Origin of the sequence: Thiothrix nivea DSM 5205 (assembly GCF_000260135.1) — a bacterium.
Taxonomy (GTDB): Bacteria; Pseudomonadota; Gammaproteobacteria; order Thiotrichales; family Thiotrichaceae; genus Thiothrix; species Thiothrix nivea.
Genome location: NZ_JH651384.1, coordinates 1,123,391 through 1,140,935, shown reverse-complemented (window position 1 = coordinate 1,140,935; position 17,545 = coordinate 1,123,391). Strand labels below are relative to the sequence as shown.

Annotated in this window: 14 protein-coding genes and 1 pseudogene; 7 read left to right on the top strand and 8 right to left on the bottom strand. The window is 55.4% G+C overall.

Annotation, left to right across the window (positions count from 1 at the left end):
• The first annotated feature begins 18 nt into the window (after positions 1-18).
• Both THINI_RS05885 and THINI_RS05880 read left to right on the top strand, forming a co-directional pair.
• Positions 19-2,493 carry a glycogen/starch/alpha-glucan phosphorylase gene (locus THINI_RS05885; protein WP_002707734.1) on the top strand — a complete coding sequence of 825 codons (2,475 nt, stop codon included), beginning with the start codon at positions 19-21 and terminating at the stop codon, positions 2,491-2,493.
• A gap of 193 nt (positions 2,494-2,686) precedes the next feature.
• Complete coding sequence (locus THINI_RS05880; RefSeq protein ID WP_002707733.1) at positions 2,687-3,919, top strand: acyltransferase family protein; 1,233 nt, start codon at positions 2,687-2,689, stop codon at positions 3,917-3,919.
• On the opposite strand, the gene THINI_RS23215 is transcribed toward THINI_RS05880, so the two are convergent.
• Positions 3,905-4,798, bottom strand: coding sequence for a glycosyltransferase family 2 protein (locus THINI_RS23215; RefSeq protein WP_002707732.1), 894 nt, complete (start codon positions 4,796-4,798; stop codon positions 3,905-3,907). The genes THINI_RS05880 and THINI_RS23215 overlap by 15 nt on opposite strands.
• Positions 4,799-5,038: 240 nt before the next feature.
• Positions 5,039-5,470 (bottom strand): hypothetical protein, encoded by a 432-nt coding sequence (locus THINI_RS05870; protein ID WP_002707731.1) that lies wholly within the window; start codon positions 5,468-5,470, stop codon positions 5,039-5,041.
• A gap of 192 nt (positions 5,471-5,662) precedes the next feature.
• Between THINI_RS05870 and THINI_RS05865 the strand changes: the two genes are divergently transcribed.
• Together THINI_RS05865 and THINI_RS05860 are read left to right on the top strand one after the other, a co-directional pair.
• Positions 5,663-6,928: an MFS transporter gene (locus THINI_RS05865; RefSeq protein ID WP_002707730.1), complete on the top strand. Its 1,266-nt coding sequence runs from the start codon at positions 5,663-5,665 to the stop codon at positions 6,926-6,928.
• Between the two features lie 109 nt (positions 6,929-7,037).
• Complete coding sequence (locus THINI_RS05860) at positions 7,038-8,078, top strand: Sfum_1244 family protein (RefSeq protein ID WP_002707729.1); 1,041 nt, start codon at positions 7,038-7,040, stop codon at positions 8,076-8,078.
• Here THINI_RS05860 and THINI_RS05855 read toward each other — a convergent pair.
• Positions 8,075-9,211, bottom strand: a complete 1,137-nt coding sequence (locus tag THINI_RS05855) for a hypothetical protein (RefSeq protein ID WP_002707728.1) — start codon at positions 9,209-9,211, stop codon at positions 8,075-8,077. The two genes, THINI_RS05860 and THINI_RS05855, sit on opposite strands and share 4 nt — an antisense overlap.
• 40 nt (positions 9,212-9,251) lie before the next feature.
• A complete protein-coding gene (locus THINI_RS05850) occupies positions 9,252-10,127 on the bottom strand; it encodes a LysR family transcriptional regulator (RefSeq protein WP_002707727.1) in 876 nt (291 codons plus the stop codon).
• A 107-nt stretch (positions 10,128-10,234) separates the two neighbouring features.
• On the opposite strand from THINI_RS05850, the gene THINI_RS05845 reads away from it, so the two are divergent.
• From THINI_RS05845 to THINI_RS05835, 3 genes are all read left to right on the top strand, one after another.
• The gene (locus tag THINI_RS05845) at positions 10,235-11,449 is read left to right on the top strand and encodes an MFS transporter (protein WP_002707726.1); all 1,215 of its coding nucleotides are present in this window, start codon (positions 10,235-10,237) and stop codon (positions 11,447-11,449) included.
• Positions 11,450-11,560: 111 nt separating this feature from the next.
• A complete protein-coding gene (locus tag THINI_RS05840) occupies positions 11,561-12,238 on the top strand; it encodes a TIGR00153 family protein (protein ID WP_002707725.1) in 678 nt (225 codons plus the stop codon).
• Between the two features lie 9 nt (positions 12,239-12,247).
• On the top strand, positions 12,248-13,438 hold the full coding sequence (locus tag THINI_RS05835) for an inorganic phosphate transporter (RefSeq protein WP_040840133.1): 1,191 nt from the start codon (positions 12,248-12,250) through the stop codon (positions 13,436-13,438).
• Between the two features lie 15 nt (positions 13,439-13,453).
• On the opposite strand, the pseudogene THINI_RS24115 reads toward THINI_RS05835, so the two are convergent.
• From THINI_RS24115 to phoU, 4 genes and pseudogenes are all read right to left on the bottom strand, one after another.
• Positions 13,454-14,463, bottom strand: a pseudogene (locus THINI_RS24115) (ISAzo13 family transposase).
• A 365-nt stretch (positions 14,464-14,828) separates the two neighbouring features.
• A complete protein-coding gene (phoR, locus tag THINI_RS05820) occupies positions 14,829-16,124 on the bottom strand; it encodes a phosphate regulon sensor histidine kinase PhoR (protein ID WP_002707724.1) in 1,296 nt (431 codons plus the stop codon).
• Positions 16,114-16,815 (bottom strand): phosphate regulon transcriptional regulator PhoB, encoded by a 702-nt coding sequence (phoB, locus tag THINI_RS05815; protein WP_002707723.1) that lies wholly within the window; start codon positions 16,813-16,815, stop codon positions 16,114-16,116. The genes phoR and phoB overlap by 11 nt, the downstream gene beginning before the upstream one ends.
• Before the next feature lie 12 nt (positions 16,816-16,827).
• A complete protein-coding gene (gene phoU, locus THINI_RS05810; protein WP_154724362.1) occupies positions 16,828-17,541 on the bottom strand; it encodes a phosphate signaling complex protein PhoU in 714 nt (237 codons plus the stop codon).
• Between the last annotated feature and the right edge of the window lie 4 nt (positions 17,542-17,545).

The following is a 17,545-nucleotide window of genomic DNA, read 5'->3' as shown; positions in this document are numbered from 1 at the left end:
CAAAACGGATAAGTGAGCATGAGTGAAGTGACCAGCAGTAAAATCCAGTCCACCCGCGTCGGCATGGATGCCGCCGCCATCAAACAGTCGATCCTTGAACACCTGGTGCATACCCAAAGCCGTTTCCCCGATGTCGCTTCCGAGAGTGACTGGTACAATGCGCTGGCGCATGCGGTGCGCGACCGGATGCTGGAGCGCATGATGGTGACGGCGAAAACCTACAAGGCGAACAAAAGCCGCACGGTCTGTTATTTGTCGGCGGAATTCCTGCCCGGCCCGCATTTGGCCAACAACATCCTCGCGCTGGGTATCTGGCAGGAAGTGCAGGAAGCCGTCGCCCAACTGGGGCTGGATTTCGAGAGCCTGCTGGAGGAGGAAGTCGAGCCGGGGCTAGGCAACGGTGGCTTGGGGCGGTTGGCGGCTTGTTACATGGATTCGATGGCGACCCTGAAGATTCCCGCCATCGGTTATGGCATCCGCTACGAATTCGGCATTTTCCGCCAGGAAATCGAGGACGGCTGGCAAGTTGAGAAAACCGACAAATGGCTGAGTTACGGCAACCCGTGGGAAATTCCCCGCCCACGCTTGCGTTTCAACGTGCATTTCGGTGGGCATACCGAACAGTTCAAGGACATTGACGGCATATTGCGGGTGAAATGGATTCCGGAGTGGCGCGTGATCGGTGTGGCGCATGACACGCCCGTGATGGGCTACGGGGTGAAAAACACCAATTTGTTGCGCCTGTGGAGTTCGGAAGCGGCGGAATCCTTCAATTTCCAGGCATTCAATACCGGCGATTATTATGGCGCGGTCAACGAAAAAGTCACTTCGGAAAACCTCACCAAAGTCTTGTACCCGAATGACGAGCCGGAAGCAGGCAAGCGTTTGCGGCTGGAGCAGCAATATTTCTTTGTTTCCTGCTCCTTGCAGGACATGGTGCGTATTTACCTGCAAAGCGGCGACCCGCTGGATCAGTTCCACCATAAATATACGGCACAATTGAATGACACCCACCCGGCCATTGCCATCCCCGAGCTGATGCGCCTGCTGGTAGACCGCAACCAGATGGATTGGGACACTGCCTGGCACGTCACCCGTAACACGTTTGCCTACACCAACCACACCCTGTTACCGGAAGCGCTGGAAAAGTGGCCGTTGGATTTGTTCAAGAAGGTATTGCCGCGCCATCTGGAAATCATCTACGAAATCAACAGCCGTTTTCTGGACGAAGCGCGCATGAAAATCCACGGCCTGAATGGCCATTTGGAAAAACTGTCGATCATTGAGGAAGGCGCACGCCCGCAGGTGCGGATGGCGCACTTGGCCGTGGTGGGTAGTTACAAAGTCAATGGAGTGGCGGAACTGCACAGTGAACTGTTGCGGCAGAACGTATTGCCGGATTTCCACGCACTATGGCCGGACAAGATCACCAACGTGACCAATGGGGTAACGCCGCGGCGTTTCATGCTGCTATCCAATCAGCCGTTGGCGCATCTGTTACGTGAGCGCATCGGTTGTGGTTGGGTAACTGATCTGGATAGTCTGCACAAGCTGGAAGCCCTGGCGGATGACCCTGATTTTCAGCAGCAGTGGCAGAAGGTCAAACGCCGTAACAAGGAACGGTTGGCGCGTCATGCGCTGGCGGCTACCGGGCAGAAGATTGACCCGGATTCCTTGTTCGATGTGCAGGTCAAGCGTGTCCACGAATACAAGCGCCAGCATTTGAACCTGCTGCATATCATTACCCTGTACAACCGTTTGAAAGACAATCCGGGGCTGGATATTCCACCGCGTACTTTCGTGTTTGGCGGCAAGGCTGCTCCCGGTTACTTCATGGCCAAACTGATCATCAAGGCAATCAATTCAGTGGCGGAGGTGATCAACCGCGACCCGGACATGGATGGGCGTTTGCGGGTGGTGTTTTTCCCCAATTTCAACGTTAAGACAGCTCATTGCATCTACCCGGGGGCCGATGTGTCTGAACAGATTTCACTGGCGGGTAAGGAAGCCTCCGGCACCGGCAACATGAAATTTGCCCTGAATGGCGCGCTGACCGTTGGCACGTTGGATGGGGCGAATATTGAAATCCGCGAGGAAGTGGGTAAGGAAAACTTTTTCCTGTTTGGCATGACCGAGGCGGAAGTGTCGGCCTTGCAGCAGCAGGGTTACCACCCGCAGGATTACTGCCAGAATGACCCGGAGTTGAAATCAGCACTGGATTTTCTGGCTAGTGGCTATTTTTCACACGGCGACGCCACACTGTTTCGCCCGCTGGTGGATAACCTGCTGAACGGTGACCCTTACAAGGTATTGGTTGATTACCGCTCCTACGTGGATTGCCAGGCACGTATCAGCGAAGCTTACCGTGACAGACAGGAATGGACGCGTATGTCTATCCTCAACGTGGCGCGTATGGGCAAGTTTTCTTCTGACCGCTCGATTCAGGAATATACCAATAATATATGGAAGATAGCCTCTGTTGATGTTTTCTAATTGTAAAAATAAAGCTTATTTTTGATCGTTGAAATTATCTGGTGTTTTCGGTTAGGCTGTGGCTGGCGGTTTGTAGCTGGTTTTGTCTAGTGTATACAATTATTTTCATATATACTTTGTTTATATCTAAACAACGGATAGTTGTCGGCTTTAATTTTGTCGGCCATTCCCTAGCGAATGGATAATATTTCCAATGTCACCTGCCCAGCTTGAGTTTGCTCCCGTTGCTGCAACCGTTTATGCAGTTTCCATTTATGTTTTCATGTTTATTGTTGCCAGTTATTTCATCAGGCAAGATACTTTTGCCAAGTCGCTTACCGTGCCTTCTGGCCGTTATGGTTCACTTGACGGGTTAAGGGGAGTGTTGGCGACCGGTGTCTTTATCCATCATGCGTTTGCCATGTATGTGTATTTCAGTGGGGGGGAGTGGCAGTGGAGTACCAGCCCTGTCTTTAACCAGTTGGGTCAGACAACGGTATCTTTGTTTTTCATGATTACGGGTTTCCTGTTCACCTTGAAGGCGCTTGCGCCAACAATTGACTGGAAGCGGCTTTATGCTTCACGTGTACTGCGTCTGGTGCCATTGTATGCATTGATTGTCAGCAGTATTTTTGGGCTGGTGTTCTACCTTTCCAATTGGGCGCTCAACGAACCCGTTTGGGAAATTATCAAGGAATATTGGGTGTGGATGACTTTCGTCTGCTTTGGGCGGCCTGACATCAATGCTTACCCCATGTCATGGACACTGATCGCTAATGTCAACTGGAGCCTGAAATACGAAATAATGTTCTACCTGTTTGCTGTCCCGGCCATTCATGTGTTTAGCCGTTTTGTCCAGCTACGGGCTGCACTGGTTTTGTGTGCGGCGATGCTGGGGGCGATATTGCTGTTTCGCTGGCAACGGGGGGGCGAGGGCGGCATCTCGCTTTATACGGCGCAGTTTCTTGGTGGGGTCATGGTTGCCTACGCTTTCAAGATCGACCGGTTGAAGGCGGTGATTGAGGGCAACATTATCCGTTGGTTGGCGGCAGGGGCGTTAGTCTCGTTATTTTTCATGCAATATGCCTATAGTGCTGTCGCGGTGATTGGCAATATCATCCTGTTTGCTGCTGTGGTGGGTGGGGCATCCCTTTTCGGTTTGCTGAAACACAAAAGCGCGGTCTGGTTGGGGGACATCAGTTATGGCATTTACCTGATGCATGGTTTGGTTTTGTGGCTGGTGCTGAACATGCTGGCCAAGGCCGGTATCCTAAGCCAGCTTGGTTTGGTTGGTTATTGGCTGGTAACCTTTGCCACAGCAGCCAGCATTGTCCTGCTGGCAAGTTGCAGTTATGCCTTGCTGGAGAAGCCCGTTATGGGCTTACTGCCAGCAAGGAAGCAAGATCGTGTAAGGGGCTATAAGCAACCCGGCTTACGGACTTGGTAGGGCGGTGACGCTTCTGCCGCGGAGAAAATTGCGCACTGACCACATGGATGACAGGAATACCCTGAAAAACAGTTTCAGCCTGACATTCCAGGGCAGGTCATTGGTCAGCGCAGTCCCGAGCAGGGAAAAGCGGATTTCCAGCCCGCGCATTACCTTGTCAAACAAGCGGCGGCCAGTCATTTCCTTGACATAAGTAGAACCGGTGTGGGAACGGTAGGTCTTCAGTGGGGCAGGGAGCGTGGCAATACTGCCGCGCACGGCAACCTGTGCCAGGTAGGCAACTTCCAGGTCGGCCACCATGTTTTTCCAGGTTTTGGTTGGGAACCAGCATTGTTTGGCGACATCGGTACGGCATAGCCCGAAAATACAGTGGTACAAGTGGTTAGGGTCGCCATAGTTGAAAAACAACAGGCGGTTGGCCTCAGCGTGGCCGACCACTTCAGGCAGGCGGATTGCTTCCATGCGGTCAACGTGAACGACTTGCCCGGTATTGGCAATGGTTTTAACATCCGTCATGACCAACGCCAGCTCGGGGTTGGCTTCGAGGCATTCCACCATCGAACCGATAAACTCGGGCTCACACAGGTCATCCGATGCAGTCCACATGAAATATTTGTCCTGGGCGGCATCCTTGACAAAGCGGAAGTTGCCGAAAATGCCAAGGTTTTTTTCCTGCCGTATGTAGCGGATACGGGAATCCCGCTCGGCGTACTGGCGGCAAATGGTTTCCGTACCATCCGTCGAATGGTTGTCGGAAATAATAATTTCAAAATCTGTAAAGGTTTGTGCCAATAGGCAATCCAGTGTCTCTGCAATCAGCGTTTCCCTGTTGTATACAGGTAGCCCGATGCTGACCATGGGGTTGTTTACCAGCTTCATGCTATCCCTCGCCATGATAAATCTGTCATCAATAATAGTACCCTATAGTATACTGGTGCGCTTAATCTTAAGCCACAGCATGTATAAAACAGATTACCATATACCATATAGATAAGGTATAAATACAGAGGGGTTATAGTGGGTATTTTTGTGATGGAAAGCACGGAAATAAAAGATTTATGGGGAGTAACCGCCCTCACCATTAAACGGGTGGGGCGGTTGATTGTTGTCACCAGGGGTTTAGTGTGCGGAAGCTTGCTGGTGTAATTGTTCAAGGCTTAGCGGGAAAGATTCAGCTGCTACTTTTGCCCCGGTACTGTCCAGCGCAACCCGGTCGTAATAGCCGTTGAGACGTGGCTGGTTATGGACATCGGTGCTGACCATCAGGTAAAGCTGATGCATCTGTTTGCCGGATTCATCAGGGGCATCGAAGTACAGGAAGGGGGCGGTGGGGAGCTGGCTTTCCATGTATTGCAAGGTAGCACTAGCCTGGGTTTTGCCGCCTATGGCAAGATCGGCATGGTCGCCGTCGATTTTCAGCGTGAGGGCTGGGGTCTGGTTTGTCCACACGCCGCTGTAAGCATCGCTGTCGAAGGCGGCGGCAGGTGCGGAAGCGCCAGCGAACAGGTAAACACACAACAGCGAGTGCCATTTTGGCATCCATTGGCTCATATTACTCTCCTAGCTATTTAACATTCTTGTTACCCTGAATATACCGCCAGCAACGGTGGCCTGACAATGCAGGTCAACCCGAGGGTCGGTGCGAATTTTGGGCAGCTATTTGTCGGTCGCTGGCGGTGGTCGTGCCCTTTATCGGATATGATGGGCGTCTTGAGTCATTCTGGTTGTTAAGCAGGGGGAGTGATGCCCAATTCAACTAACTTTTCGCATAACCGACAGCGTTGGGCATGGGCATTCTATGACTGGGCCAACTCGGCCTTTATCCTGATTGTGGCGACCGCTTTTTTCCCGATTTTTTTCCGTAAATACTGGGCGGGCGGGTTGCCGTCTGGCGAAATTACCCTGCACCTGGGGACTGCCAACGCCATCGCCAGCCTGTCGATCATGTTGCTGGCCCCGTTTCTGGGGGCGATAGCCGATCAGGGTGGGATCAAGAAGCCGATGATGGCGGCTTTCGTCACCCTCGGCGTGGGCGCTACCCTGGGTTTGTCGCAGGTAGGAGAAGGCCAGTGGCAGTGGGCGATGGCGGCTTTCATCCTGGCGATCGTCGGTTTTCTGGGGGCGAACATTTTTTATGACTCGCTGTTGGTGGATGTGGCGGAGGAAAAGGATTTCAACCGGGTGTCGGCGCTGGGGTTTGCCGTCGGTTATCTGGGCAGTGGTTTATTATTTGTGTTGTGCGTGCTGCTGACGCTGAAACCGGCATGGTTCGGGCTGGTGGATAACAGCATGGCGGTGCGTTGGGCTTTTGGGATTACCGCAGTCTGGTGGGCGGTGTTTTCCATTCCGCTATGGTTGTGGGTGAAGGAACGGCGCCGGGTGGCGCAAGCAGCGCAACGCCCGCCCATGCTGATGCGGCAGTCTTTCCGCCAGTTGCTGGATACGTTCCGGCATATCCGCCAGTTGCGGGTGGTGGGGATGTTCCTGCTGGCTTACTGGTTTTATATCGACGGGGTGGATACAGTGATCCTGATGTCGGTGGATTATGGCAAGGCACTGGGGTTTGCTGACGATAGCCTAATCACCGCGTTACTGCTGACGCAGTTCATCGCGTTTCCGGCGGCGTTGGTGTTTGGCTGGTTGGGCAACCGGCTGGGGGCGAAGCGCGGTATCCTGATCGCGCTGGCGGGCTATGTGCTGATCACGCTGCTGGCGGTGCGGATGCAGGCAGCGTGGGAGTTTTACCTGTTGGCGGGTATGGTTGGGCTGGTGCAGGGCGGGGTGCAGGCGCTGAGCCGTTCACTGTACGCTAGCCTGATTCCAGCGGAGCAGGCGACGGAGTTTTTTGGTTTTTACAATATGCTGGGTAAGTTCGCCGCCGTGCTGGGGCCGTTGCTGGTCGGCTGGGTGGGTGTGCTCACAGGGTCGCCGAGGTTGGGCTTGTTGGCGGTGCTGGTTTTGTTCGCGCTGGGGGCATTGCTGTTATGGCGGATGCCTGAACGCGCCTGACGTCGCGGTGTTGCCGCCCGCTGCGGCGGATTTCAGGGAAACTCTGTGCGGAAATGCGCGGGCGGGCGGGAAGCTTGCTACTATCCCAGCAAATCCGGGAGATAAGGCCATGCACCAACACCACGATCTGATCCAGGCTGTGCAACGCAATTGCCACATTGCGGATGCGCGTCACGCGGGGGATTACACCCTGTGCGTCTACCTGCTGAAAATGCGCGAGTTTTACCGCTGGGAACAAGGCGTCGGTTTCCAGCAGGTGCTGACCAGCGATGATGTGGGCGACTGGCTCACCCAGCGCGAAGCGGTTTGGGACGCGCTGGATGAGCAGGCGTTCGTGCCTTTGCCTATCAATGGCAGTGGTGAGTATGACCCTTTCGACAATGAGGCCATCAATGCCCAGCTTAACGGGCATGGGCTGGTCTATAGCGCTGGCTATGGCCGCCGCTGCCGCCCGCTGTTTTTCCTCGCCGAGCTGGAGCAGAAAATCGAGCACGATGGCTACACCATACTGGTTGCCGGGCGTGAACTGGCGCGTGATGTGGAAGCACCGCCCGCCATGAACCAGGGCAAGCACGTTTTCATCCGCCGCGAATCCTTGCGCCGCCTGTTGTGGGAAAAAGTTGAGGAATGGCGCTGGAATGGCATCGACAGCCCGCTAGGCCGGGCGATTGCCTGCTACGATTTCGACGCCGACGTGGAGGCTGCTCTGGATGTGATGGCCGCTGCCGAAGCCGATATGATCGTGGCGCATGAAATCGGTGAGGTGAAAGCCGGGCAGGTGCTGGGCGACGCAGCCTGGCAACAGATGTTGTTTGCGCTGCCGCCTTCCCACGCCGACATTATGCTGCGGGCAGTGCGTGACCATCTGGCGGATGCGCTGTATACCATCCCCGAATTGCTGGCACGGGATAACCCGGCTTCCATGCATTTCTATTTCGGTAACCTCACTGCCATGCGCAAGAAACTGGCACCGCAACTGCTGGAGGCGTACCAGCACTGGCATGAAACCGGTGATACGCAAAAGATTGCGGCTTGGGCGGAATGGGGTAAAGTACATTGGGCAGAAATGGGCAGCACTGCGTTAAGCCTGTTCCAGCAGCAAGGGGGGGATGCGCTGCCGGAAATAGAAGCCTTGATGGGTAGTGGCTAACGGAACAGTGGGAACCCATCCAGAAACGGGTCAAACTCAGGCGCTGGAATCCGGTAGCCTTTCAGCCACGCCTTGAGCTGTTTCACATCGCGGAATAGTCGCAAATCACGTTCGATGCGGGCAGTTTCTTCCTGCATGGTGCGGATGTCCTGTTTGAGCAATACGCCCAGGCGTTTGGGGGAAAGCGGTTCGAACGGGTCAACCCGCAGGATGGCGCGGATTTCGTCTTCCTTGTACAGAACTTCATCCTGTATTTCCCGTAGTTGGTCAGACAGTATTTTGTTGTAGTGTTTGAGGCGGTCGGCGGCAATGTTGTTGAGCTTGCCCTGGTCGATTTGTTCCACCGACAATTGCAGTTCCAGCAGCTTGAGCAGGTCGCGGTTGCCGTAAGCGACGGTGACTTGCTGCATCAGTTCGGTCTTGCGTTCGCGTTCTGCCGGGTCTTGCTCGCGGTCGGGGTGCAGGGCGCTGGTCAGTTGGCGATAAACAGCCTGGATGGATTTGCTGACGTTGGCGGCTTCTTCGGCCTCGCGCGCTTCTTTGGCTTCTTGTTTGGCGGTTTTTTTGCGTTTGGGACGGGCAGCCTCGGCGGCTTCGGTTTCATCCATGCGTTGCTTGACCTTTTCGGCCAGCCGTTCCGCCGTCGCCTGCGGGTTGTTTACATCAAACTCGTTATCTTCCAGTGAAATGCCAAATTCGCGTTCGAGCATGGTTTTGATAAAGTCACTGGCCATTTCCTGCTCTTCCTGTGCTTCGCTGTCGTAGTCGCCGCCACTGTATTTGTTGTAGAGGGTTTTGATGGCGTCGTTATCTTCCGTCCGCAACAATTCTTCACAGAGTTCGCTGATCAGGTGGCTGAGCTTTTCTTGCTGGTTGAGGGTGAATTTGTGGCCGGTGAATTGCTGGTCTAGCAGGTTCGCCATGTCAGCTTGGCGTTCGAGCATGGTCTGGCGCAGTGGGTTGAGTTTTTGGGCGGCTTCCTGACGCACGGTTTCAAAAGTGTCCTGCCACTCGGCCAGCAGTTTCTTCTGGGTGTCGATCTTCTTGATTAGGTTGTTGAATTTTTTCTGCGCAGGGGAGAGCGGTATCTGCGCGGCTTCGGTTTTGATATGGACAACTTTGTTCGCGGGCATGGGGTCTTCCTGACTTCGGGTTGTGGGTGTAAGTGTGGCATCAGGCCGGGTTTTGTTCCAGCAGGAAATCGACGAAGGCACGGTTTGCGCGTGACAGATAACCTTCGCGCCGCCACGCAATGCACAAATCCAGCCACACCGGCTGTGCAAACGGCAGGTCGATCAAATCCGCGTCTTCTTTTACCACCATGCTCAGCAGGGTGGAAATGCCGAAACCCTGCTTGATGATCGATTTGATCAGCGGCAACAGATTGGTTTCAAAGCCGATGTTGGGGGTGACGCCTGCTTCTTCAGCCAGCCGGTCAATGATTTTGCGGTGGAAATAGCCGGGGCGGAACATCACCAGTTCCTCGCTGAAAAAGTCGCTCAGGCTGATGCAAGCCTGTTGGGCGAAGCGGTGATCCTGCGCCACCACCACACGCATTTCCTCGCGTTGGAAGGTTCTGGCTTCCAATTCCGGTGGCACGAAATCGCGCACGATCACGGCGAGATCAAGTTCGCCGCTTTCCAGCATTTGTTGCAATTGCCAGGTGCCGCCTTCCACGACTTGCAGGCTCAGGTTGGGGTGGCGGTGGCGGAAGGCCATCAGGATCGGTGGGAAATAGTAGGAACCCAACATGCCGGGGATGCCGACACGCACCTTGCCTTGTGTCAGCCCTTTCAGCTCCTGCATTTCCAGCTGTGCATCACTGACGGCTTGCAGGATGCGTTGGGCGTGGGGAAGCAGGCGTGCGCCTTCGTCAGTCAGCGTCACCTTGCGGTCGTGGCGGTGGAACAGGGTCAATTCCAGTTCGGCTTCCAGTTTGCGGATGGCTACACTGACGGCGGGCTGGGCGACGTAGAGTGTCTCCGCCGCGCGGGTGAAGCTGCCGAGGCGGGCAATTTCGTGGAAGTAACGCAGTTGTTTGAAATCCATGTAGCCACCTGTCAGTAAACAAACGTTATCGAAACGATATTAACTATATATTTTATCAATTGCTGCGGTGCAACTATTCTGGAAGGGTTCGTACAGAGGATAACGTTATGATTGAAACCAACAGCCGCGATTTCCGCTTTGCCACCTGGGCTTTGTGCCTGGGTTCGGCGATGATTTTCGCCAATCTGCATGTGGTTCAGGCATTGTTGCCAACGCTGGCGCAGCAGTTTCAGTTGAGCGAGTTGCAGGCAAGCTGGAGCCTGACCATTACCGTGCTGACGCTGGGCTTGTCCTTGCTGGTGTATGGGCCGCTGTCGGATGCGATTGGGCGCAAGCCGATCATGGTGGTGACGATGGCCGGTTCCGTGCTGGTCACGCTGGCTTTGTCACAGGTGGAAAGTTACCCGATGTTGCTGCTGTTACGCGGTTTGCAGGGCTTTTTCCTCGGCGGCTTGCCTGCGATTGCGATTGCCTACATGGGCGATGAGTTCACCCGCAAAGCGGTGGTGCTGGCGGTGGGTGTTTACATCAGTGCCAACAGCCTTGGGGGTGTTACCGGGCGGATGCTGGGCGGTTTTGTCGGGGAGCATTACGGCTGGGCAGCGGCGTTTGGGGTAATGGGCGTGGTGAGTGCGCTGGTGGTGGTGGCATTCGTGTTGCTGTTGCCAAAATCGCGGAATTTTCATGCCAAGCCGTTGCACCCGGTACATGTCATGCAGGATATGGGCGGGCACTTGCGCAATCCGGTGTTGTTGATGGCATATTGCATTGCGTTTGGTAATTTCATGGTGTTCCTGAATCAGTACAGCTACATCACCTTTGTGCTGGCGGATGCGCCCTATCATTTGTCGCCACATGCGCTGGGGATGTTGTTCCTGACGTATCTGACCGGTTCGTTTGCGGCGGCGGTATCGGGGCGGGTAGCGCAGTTCCTTTCACCTCCGGTGGGGATGGCACTGGGGGTTCTGTTGCTGATGTGCGGAAGTTTGCTGACGCTGATTCCTAACCTGCTGACGATTGTGCTGGGTTTCATGGTCAGCAGTTTCGGCTTCTTTTTTACCCATTCGCTGGCGAGCAGCTGGGTAAGCCATCATGCGCTGAAGGCGCGGGCGAGCGCTTCTTCGCTGTATTTGGTGTTTTATTACATGGGGGCGAGTGCGGGCGGGTTTTTGCTGGCCCCGTTCTGGGCTTGGCAGGGGTGGTTGGGCATCGTGGCGGGTTCGCTACTGGTTTATAGCCTGACCTTGGGGTGCACATTGTGGTTGCATCGCTGGCAGGAAATGCAGGGGCAACAAATGTCTGACTCCAATCCCTGTGCCTGAAGACAGGAAAACAAGGCTGGAATTTTAACGCAAACTTAACATTTCGCTTTGACTCTACTGGCGGGGTATTCATACTATCCGCGTTTTGACAGTTTTGGAAAGGTGAGTGCTATGCCCAAAAGCCATATTGCAGGATTATTCGGCAAGTCGCCGATACGTCCGTTGCAGGAGCACATGTACTGTGTTTATAAGGGAATCAAGCATTTGGTCATGCTCGTCGAGGGCATGAACAGCGACGATGAGCAACAGATTGCAGCCGCGCATCAGGCCATCGTGGAAAGCGAACACCTTGCGGATGACATGAAAAAGGATTTGCGCCACAACCTGCCGCGCGGCTTTTTCATGCCGGTAGACCGCCGCGATTTGCTGGACGTGCTGTGGATGCAGGACCAGATCATCAACCAGGCCAAGGATATTGCCGGAATGGTGGTAGGGCGTAACATGCGCCTGCACGACAGTATGCAAACCCTGTTCCTGCAATACACCCAGCGCTGCGTGGCAGCGGTCAAGCAGGCGCTGGAAGTCATCAACGAGCTGGACGAACTGGTGGAAACCGGTTTCCGTGGCATGGAAGTTGAGCATGTGGAAGAAATGCTCAAGGAACTGAGCCGGATCGAGCGCCAGACCGATGAGTGCCAGGTTGAGCTGCGCAAAATCCTGTTTACCCTGGAAGATACCCTGCGGCCTACCGATGTCATGTTTACCTATCGCCTGATCGAGTGGATGGGGCGGGTGGCCGATGACGCACAGCGCGTGGGTAGCCGTTTGCAACTGATGCTGGCGAGATAGGGGGGAAACATGGAATTGTTCACAGATGCCACGGGCATTTACATCCTGCTGGCCGCCGTATTCGGCATTTTCATGGCGTGGGGGATCGGGGCGAATGACGTTGCCAATGCCATGGCGACTTCGGTAGGTTCCAAGGCCATTACCATCAAGCAGGCGCTGATCTTGGCGGCTATTTTTGAATTTGCCGGTGCTTATCTGGCGGGTGGGCAGGTGACAGATACCATCCGCAAAGGGCTGGTGGACATGGATGCCTTCAGCGCCCAGCCGGTGTTGCTGGTATGGGGGATGCTGGGGTCGTTGCTGGCGGCGGGTTTGTGGTTGCTGATTGCGACCCAGCGCGGCTGGCCGGTTTCCACTACCCATAGCATCGTTGGCGCAGTGGTCGGTTTCGCGGCTGTTGGCGTGGGCGTGGATGCGGTCAACTGGGATACCGTCGCCACGACCGCGACCAGTTGGGTGTTTTCCCCGGTGATCTCGGGCGTGGTGGCGTTCATGATATTCATGAGCATCCAGAAGCTGGTGCTGAACACCAAAAACCCACTGCAAAACGCGATCAAGTATGGGCCGTTCTACCTGTTCATGGTGGGTTTCGTGCTTTCCCTGCTGACCATCAAGAAGGGCTTGAAACACGTCGGTTTGCATCTGGATGGTGGGATGGATTTGATCATGTCGGTGGTGATCGGCGTGATTATTGCCCTTATCGGGCGTGTCCTGATCAGCCGTGTGAAACTGGCCGATCAAGCAGAGTCAAAGCGTTTCCATTACGCCAATGTGGAAAAAATCTTCGCTGTTTTGATGGTGTTTACTGCGTCATCCATGGCGTTTGCGCACGGTTCCAATGACGTGGCCAATGCAGTTGGGCCGATGGCGGCAGTCATTGACGTGGCGCAAAGTGGCGTGATGGCGGCGAAGGCCAGCGTGCCGCCATGGGTGTTGCTGGTGGGGGCGATTGGCATCGTTATCGGTCTGGCGACTCTGGGTTACAAGGTTATTCAGACGGTTGGGCATAACATTACCGAATTGACGCCAACCCGTGGCTTTTCTGCGGAAATTGCCACGGCCATGACGGTGGTGATGGCATCGTATACCGGAATTCCGGTTTCCACCACCCATACGCTGGTGGGCGCGGTGCTCGGGGTTGGTTTTGCGCGCGGCATTGCGGCGATTGACCTGCGGGTCGTCGGCGGTATCTTTAGGTGATTTACCTCAAAGACATTACCCAAAAACAGGGCGAATCAGAATGTCCCATTTTGGTAAAGCAGCATTTCTTTCCAGCCTCGCCTCAACAGCCTCCATAGCTTTTTTGCTGAGGGTCACACCCTTCTCATAAACCTTGCGACTGAATTCGACCATGGGGTTGATGCCTTTCCAGGTCATGGTTTTTGCCCATTCCAGCAGGGTTTCGGCATCCTTGAGCTGGGTGCCGTTCCAGTGTTGTTCCAGAATCCCCCAGCAGCGTTCAATCGGGTTGTACTTGCTGTGGTAAGGCGGGTAGTACAGCAGGTGGACTGTCTTACCGGTATGGTTGGCGAATTCCACCATGCGCTTGAGGAATTGCGTCCTGATCCCGCTGCTTTCCGGGCCATTGTCCGCTTTGATCTGGATGCACTGGCAGGCGTCCTTGTCAGCAGAAGGCATCTGTTCCCATACCCGGCACAGGGAATCCACGATGAAGTCACTGGTTTTGCTGGAACTGCCGAAGGTCAGGTAAACCTGCCCACTGTCCTCATCCAGTACGCCAAAAGGGATGTATTTCTCTTTGCAGCCCATCTCATGGTCAGCGGCTTTATTGTCACCCCGTGTTTTCCCGCCCCGTGAGTAGTCACCGATGTTGACGGTCGCCTTGCAGTCCATGCTCAGGCGTTTGACCGCCCCATCGGCAAACTGCCCATCGTTGGCCTGGATATTGGCGAAGATGGCGTCGGTTTCTGGAATTTTTTTTGCGGCTTGGCTTTCTCCACCTTGCGCAGGCGGTAGCCATTCCGGTTGAGTATCCGCGCCATGGTGCTGGGGGCGGGCACTTGTCCACCGCTGAAACCCATGGCCTGTAACTGCCGGATGGCTTCCGCCGCCGTCAGGCGGGTGTAGGCGATGCTGCTGCGGAATGTCGGGTCTTGCTGGCTATGTGCTTCCGCCAGCGCCAGCAAGGCGGCTGCCGCTTCCGGCTGGGTTTCCTCCCAGCGCTTCTGGCCACAATACGCCGCCTGCGCACCCACGCAAACCATGCCGCTGCGCTGTTCCTCCAAACCCAACTGCACCCCCTCCCGACCCCAGCCAAAACACCTTTCAGTCTGGCGGGCGTTGCCTGCACAATATTTCCGGCTCATGTCCGCCTGGAACGCACGGCGGGTGCTGCCAGACATTTTCGAGGCCGCCAGTTTCAGGTCGGCTATCTGGGATTCACTCAGGATCGGGTTAGCTGTTTGGGGTTCGGGGGGCATGGGGATAGGGACTCCGCTTGTCGATAAGACAAGTGTAGCCATTGCGGGGGAATCTTTCAGGGAAATCCCCTTATGTCGTGGGTCGTGACGCTGCCTGCTGGTGCGCTCCTTTCCGTGATGTTCTTCTATCTGTTGCGGGGGATCTTCGTCTAATCCAGCACCCGCTCTGACGGGAAGCAGGCCCGGAAGACCGTTCTGCCGGGCTTGCTTTCGATAGTCAGCGAGCCATTATGCCATTGCATGACGTGCTTCACGATCGCCAAGCCTAAGCCTGTCCCGCCGCTGGCGCGTGAGCGCCCGGCGTCTACCCGGTAGAAACGTTCCGTCAGGTGTGGAATATGTTCTTGCGGAATGCCGGGGCCGTTGTCTTCCACGCTCAGACAAACCTCCCCATCGCCAGAACCTTGCCAACGGATATGGATGTGCGTACCTGCCGGGGTATGTTTGACTGCATTGGCCAGCAGGTTGGTAATGATGCTGGCAATGTCCTTTTCGGAACCACACACGCATAAGCCCGGTTCGATGTCGGCCTCCAATAGATGGGTTTCGCTGGCCAGGGTATCGCGGATGGCCTGGATGCTGCTTTCCAGCAGGGCGGGAACATCGATGCGGTTGCCCTTGATGGGGGTGGTTTCCTGGCTTTCCAGCCGTGACAGCGCCAGCATGTCGCTGATGATTTGCTGCATCCGTGCGGCCTGTTCACGCGACTGTTGTAGGGGCGGAAGCAGATGGGCAGGCAGTTCCGGGTCGTTTTCAAACAGTTCCATGTAACCGGTCAGCACGGTCAACGGGGTGCGCAGTTCATGGGAGGCGTTGGCAATGAAAGCCTTGCGGGTTTTCTGCAATTGCATCCCTTCGCTGATGTCACGCACGCTCAAGACCCGCGAGCCGCCTTGCAAGGGAAGGGCGCGCGCGCGCAGGGTCAGGTTGTCGTTGAGCGGGGAAGGGAAGGTGACTTTGCGGTTGCTGTTTTCTTCCAGCAATTTGCGTAGGTCGGGGTTCCGCAACAGGGCTTCGATACGTTGCCCCTTGTCGTTGGCGCTGTGTATCCCCAGCATTTTGGCCGCCGATTTGTTGGCCCATTCGATGTGGTTATCAGCATCCAGCAGGATGGCCGCATCTGGCAAGACGGACAGTATCTGGTTGAAACGCAGCAGGGCTTCCTGTTGCTTGAGCTTGCGGTTGTCGCTTTTTTGCTGGGATTTATGGAACAGGTAGGCAATCTGTTCCCATGCGCCATCACTGTCGGGCATGTCTTCCGGTTTGTGCCCACCCGTCAGCCAGCGTTGCAGTTGGTACAGCTTGTACAACATCCAGCTGATATACCCCAACAAAACCGCCAGCATGACTTCCAGGGGAAACGGGGTAAACCATGCCACCAGCGCCCCGCAACCCACCACCAGCCCGAAGCGGTAGCGTTCTACCCCCCAGTAATCAATCAGCATCCGGCATCTCCGCATTGAACAGGTAGCCAGCGCCGCGCACGGTCTGGATTACGTTGTCGGCGTCATGGGCTTTCAGGGTTTTGCGCAGGCGCAGTACATGCACGTCAACGGTGCGTTCCTCGATATAGGTGTTTTGCCCCCAGACAAAATCGAGCAGCTGGGAACGGGAATAAACCTTTTCCGGATGCAGCATGAAAAATTCCAGCAGCCGGTATTCGGTAGTGCCGAGGTGCACGGGCGCGCCATCAATGCGCAACTGGTGGGCATCCTGATTGAGTTGCAGGCGGCCTGCATTGACGATGCGTTGCGAACTGAAACCTTCCGAGCGCCGCAACAGCGCCTTGATGCGGGCGCTGAGTGCTTTCAGTGACACCGGTTTGGAGAGGTAATCATCTGCGCCAGCATCCAGCCCCTGGATCATGTCGTCTTCCTCGCTTTTGGCGGTCAGCATGATGATGGGGATGTCGCGGGTGAGTTCATCGCGGCGGAAGCGGCGGATCAGTTCGGGGCCGGATACATCGGGCAGCATCCAGTCGACCAGGATCAAGTCCGGTGTTTGTTCCGCAGCCAGATTGCGGGCGATACGGGCATCTTCCGCTTCCTGCACGGCATAGCCTTCCCGTTCCAGGGAAAAGCGGATCATGGAGCGGATGGCGGCTTCATCCTCTACGCACAGGATCAGTTTTTTCATACAACCACCCGGTTAGCCGTTGGTGCCGAGAACTTCCTCACGCATTTTGTCCAGGTTGGTGTGGCGCACATCCTTGCCTTTGACCAGGTAAACCACGTACTCACAAATGTTTTTGCAGTGGTCGCCGACACGTTCCAGCGAGCGGGCGCACCAAGTGACATTGAGGCTGTCTTTGATATTGCGCGAGTCTTCCAGCATCCGGGTGAACAGCTGGCGGGAAATGGCGTCAAATTCCGCATCCACATTCTGGTCGTCGCTGACAACCTGCATGGCCAGTTTGACATCCAGCCGCGCCAGGGCGTCCAGGGTGTCGTGCAGCATGTTTTTGACGTGATCGCCCAGATGGCGCAGGGATTTGTGCAATTCGCCGGAAGTGGCGCTTTCACTGACTTCCACTGCGTAACGGCCAATTTTTTCCGCTTCATCGCCAATGCGTTCGAGGTCGGTAATGACCTTGATGATGGTGATGAGCAGGCGCAGGTCACTGGCAGCAGGTTGGCGGCGGGCGATGATTTCAGCGCATTGCTCGTCGATCTGTACTTCCAGCGTGTTGATTTCGTAGTCGGAAAACGCGACTTTCTCACCCAGGTCGCTGTCACGTTCCAGCAGTGCCTTGATGGCGTTGGTGACTTGCGTTTCCACCAGCCCGCCCATGGTCATGAGTTTGCTGCGGGCATCATCTAATTCTTGATTGTATTGGTGGGAAGTGTGCTGTGTTGTGTTCATTTCC

Coding starts and splice junctions, on each gene's coding strand:
- THINI_RS05885 (WP_002707734.1), top strand. CDS start 19: ATGAGTGAAGTGACCAGCAGTAAAATCCAGTCCACCCGCGTCGGCATG.
- THINI_RS05880 (WP_002707733.1), top strand. CDS start 2,687: ATGTCACCTGCCCAGCTTGAGTTTGCTCCCGTTGCTGCAACCGTTTAT.
- THINI_RS05845 (WP_002707726.1), top strand. CDS start 10,235: ATGATTGAAACCAACAGCCGCGATTTCCGCTTTGCCACCTGGGCTTTG.
- THINI_RS05840 (WP_002707725.1), top strand. CDS start 11,561: ATGCCCAAAAGCCATATTGCAGGATTATTCGGCAAGTCGCCGATACGT.
- THINI_RS05860 (WP_002707729.1), top strand. CDS start 7,038: ATGCACCAACACCACGATCTGATCCAGGCTGTGCAACGCAATTGCCAC.
- THINI_RS23215 (WP_002707732.1), bottom strand. CDS start 4,798: ATGAAGCTGGTAAACAACCCCATGGTCAGCATCGGGCTACCTGTATAC.
- THINI_RS05835 (WP_040840133.1), top strand. CDS start 12,248: ATGGAATTGTTCACAGATGCCACGGGCATTTACATCCTGCTGGCCGCC.
- THINI_RS05855 (WP_002707728.1), bottom strand. CDS start 9,211: ATGCCCGCGAACAAAGTTGTCCATATCAAAACCGAAGCCGCGCAGATA.
- THINI_RS05870 (WP_002707731.1), bottom strand. CDS start 5,470: ATGAGCCAATGGATGCCAAAATGGCACTCGCTGTTGTGTGTTTACCTG.
- phoR (WP_002707724.1), bottom strand. CDS start 16,124: ATGCTGATTGATTACTGGGGGGTAGAACGCTACCGCTTCGGGCTGGTG.
- THINI_RS05865 (WP_002707730.1), top strand. CDS start 5,663: ATGCCCAATTCAACTAACTTTTCGCATAACCGACAGCGTTGGGCATGG.
- phoU (WP_154724362.1), bottom strand. CDS start 17,541: ATGAACACAACACAGCACACTTCCCACCAATACAATCAAGAATTAGAT.
- phoB (WP_002707723.1), bottom strand. CDS start 16,815: ATGAAAAAACTGATCCTGTGCGTAGAGGATGAAGCCGCCATCCGCTCC.
- THINI_RS05850 (WP_002707727.1), bottom strand. CDS start 10,127: ATGGATTTCAAACAACTGCGTTACTTCCACGAAATTGCCCGCCTCGGC.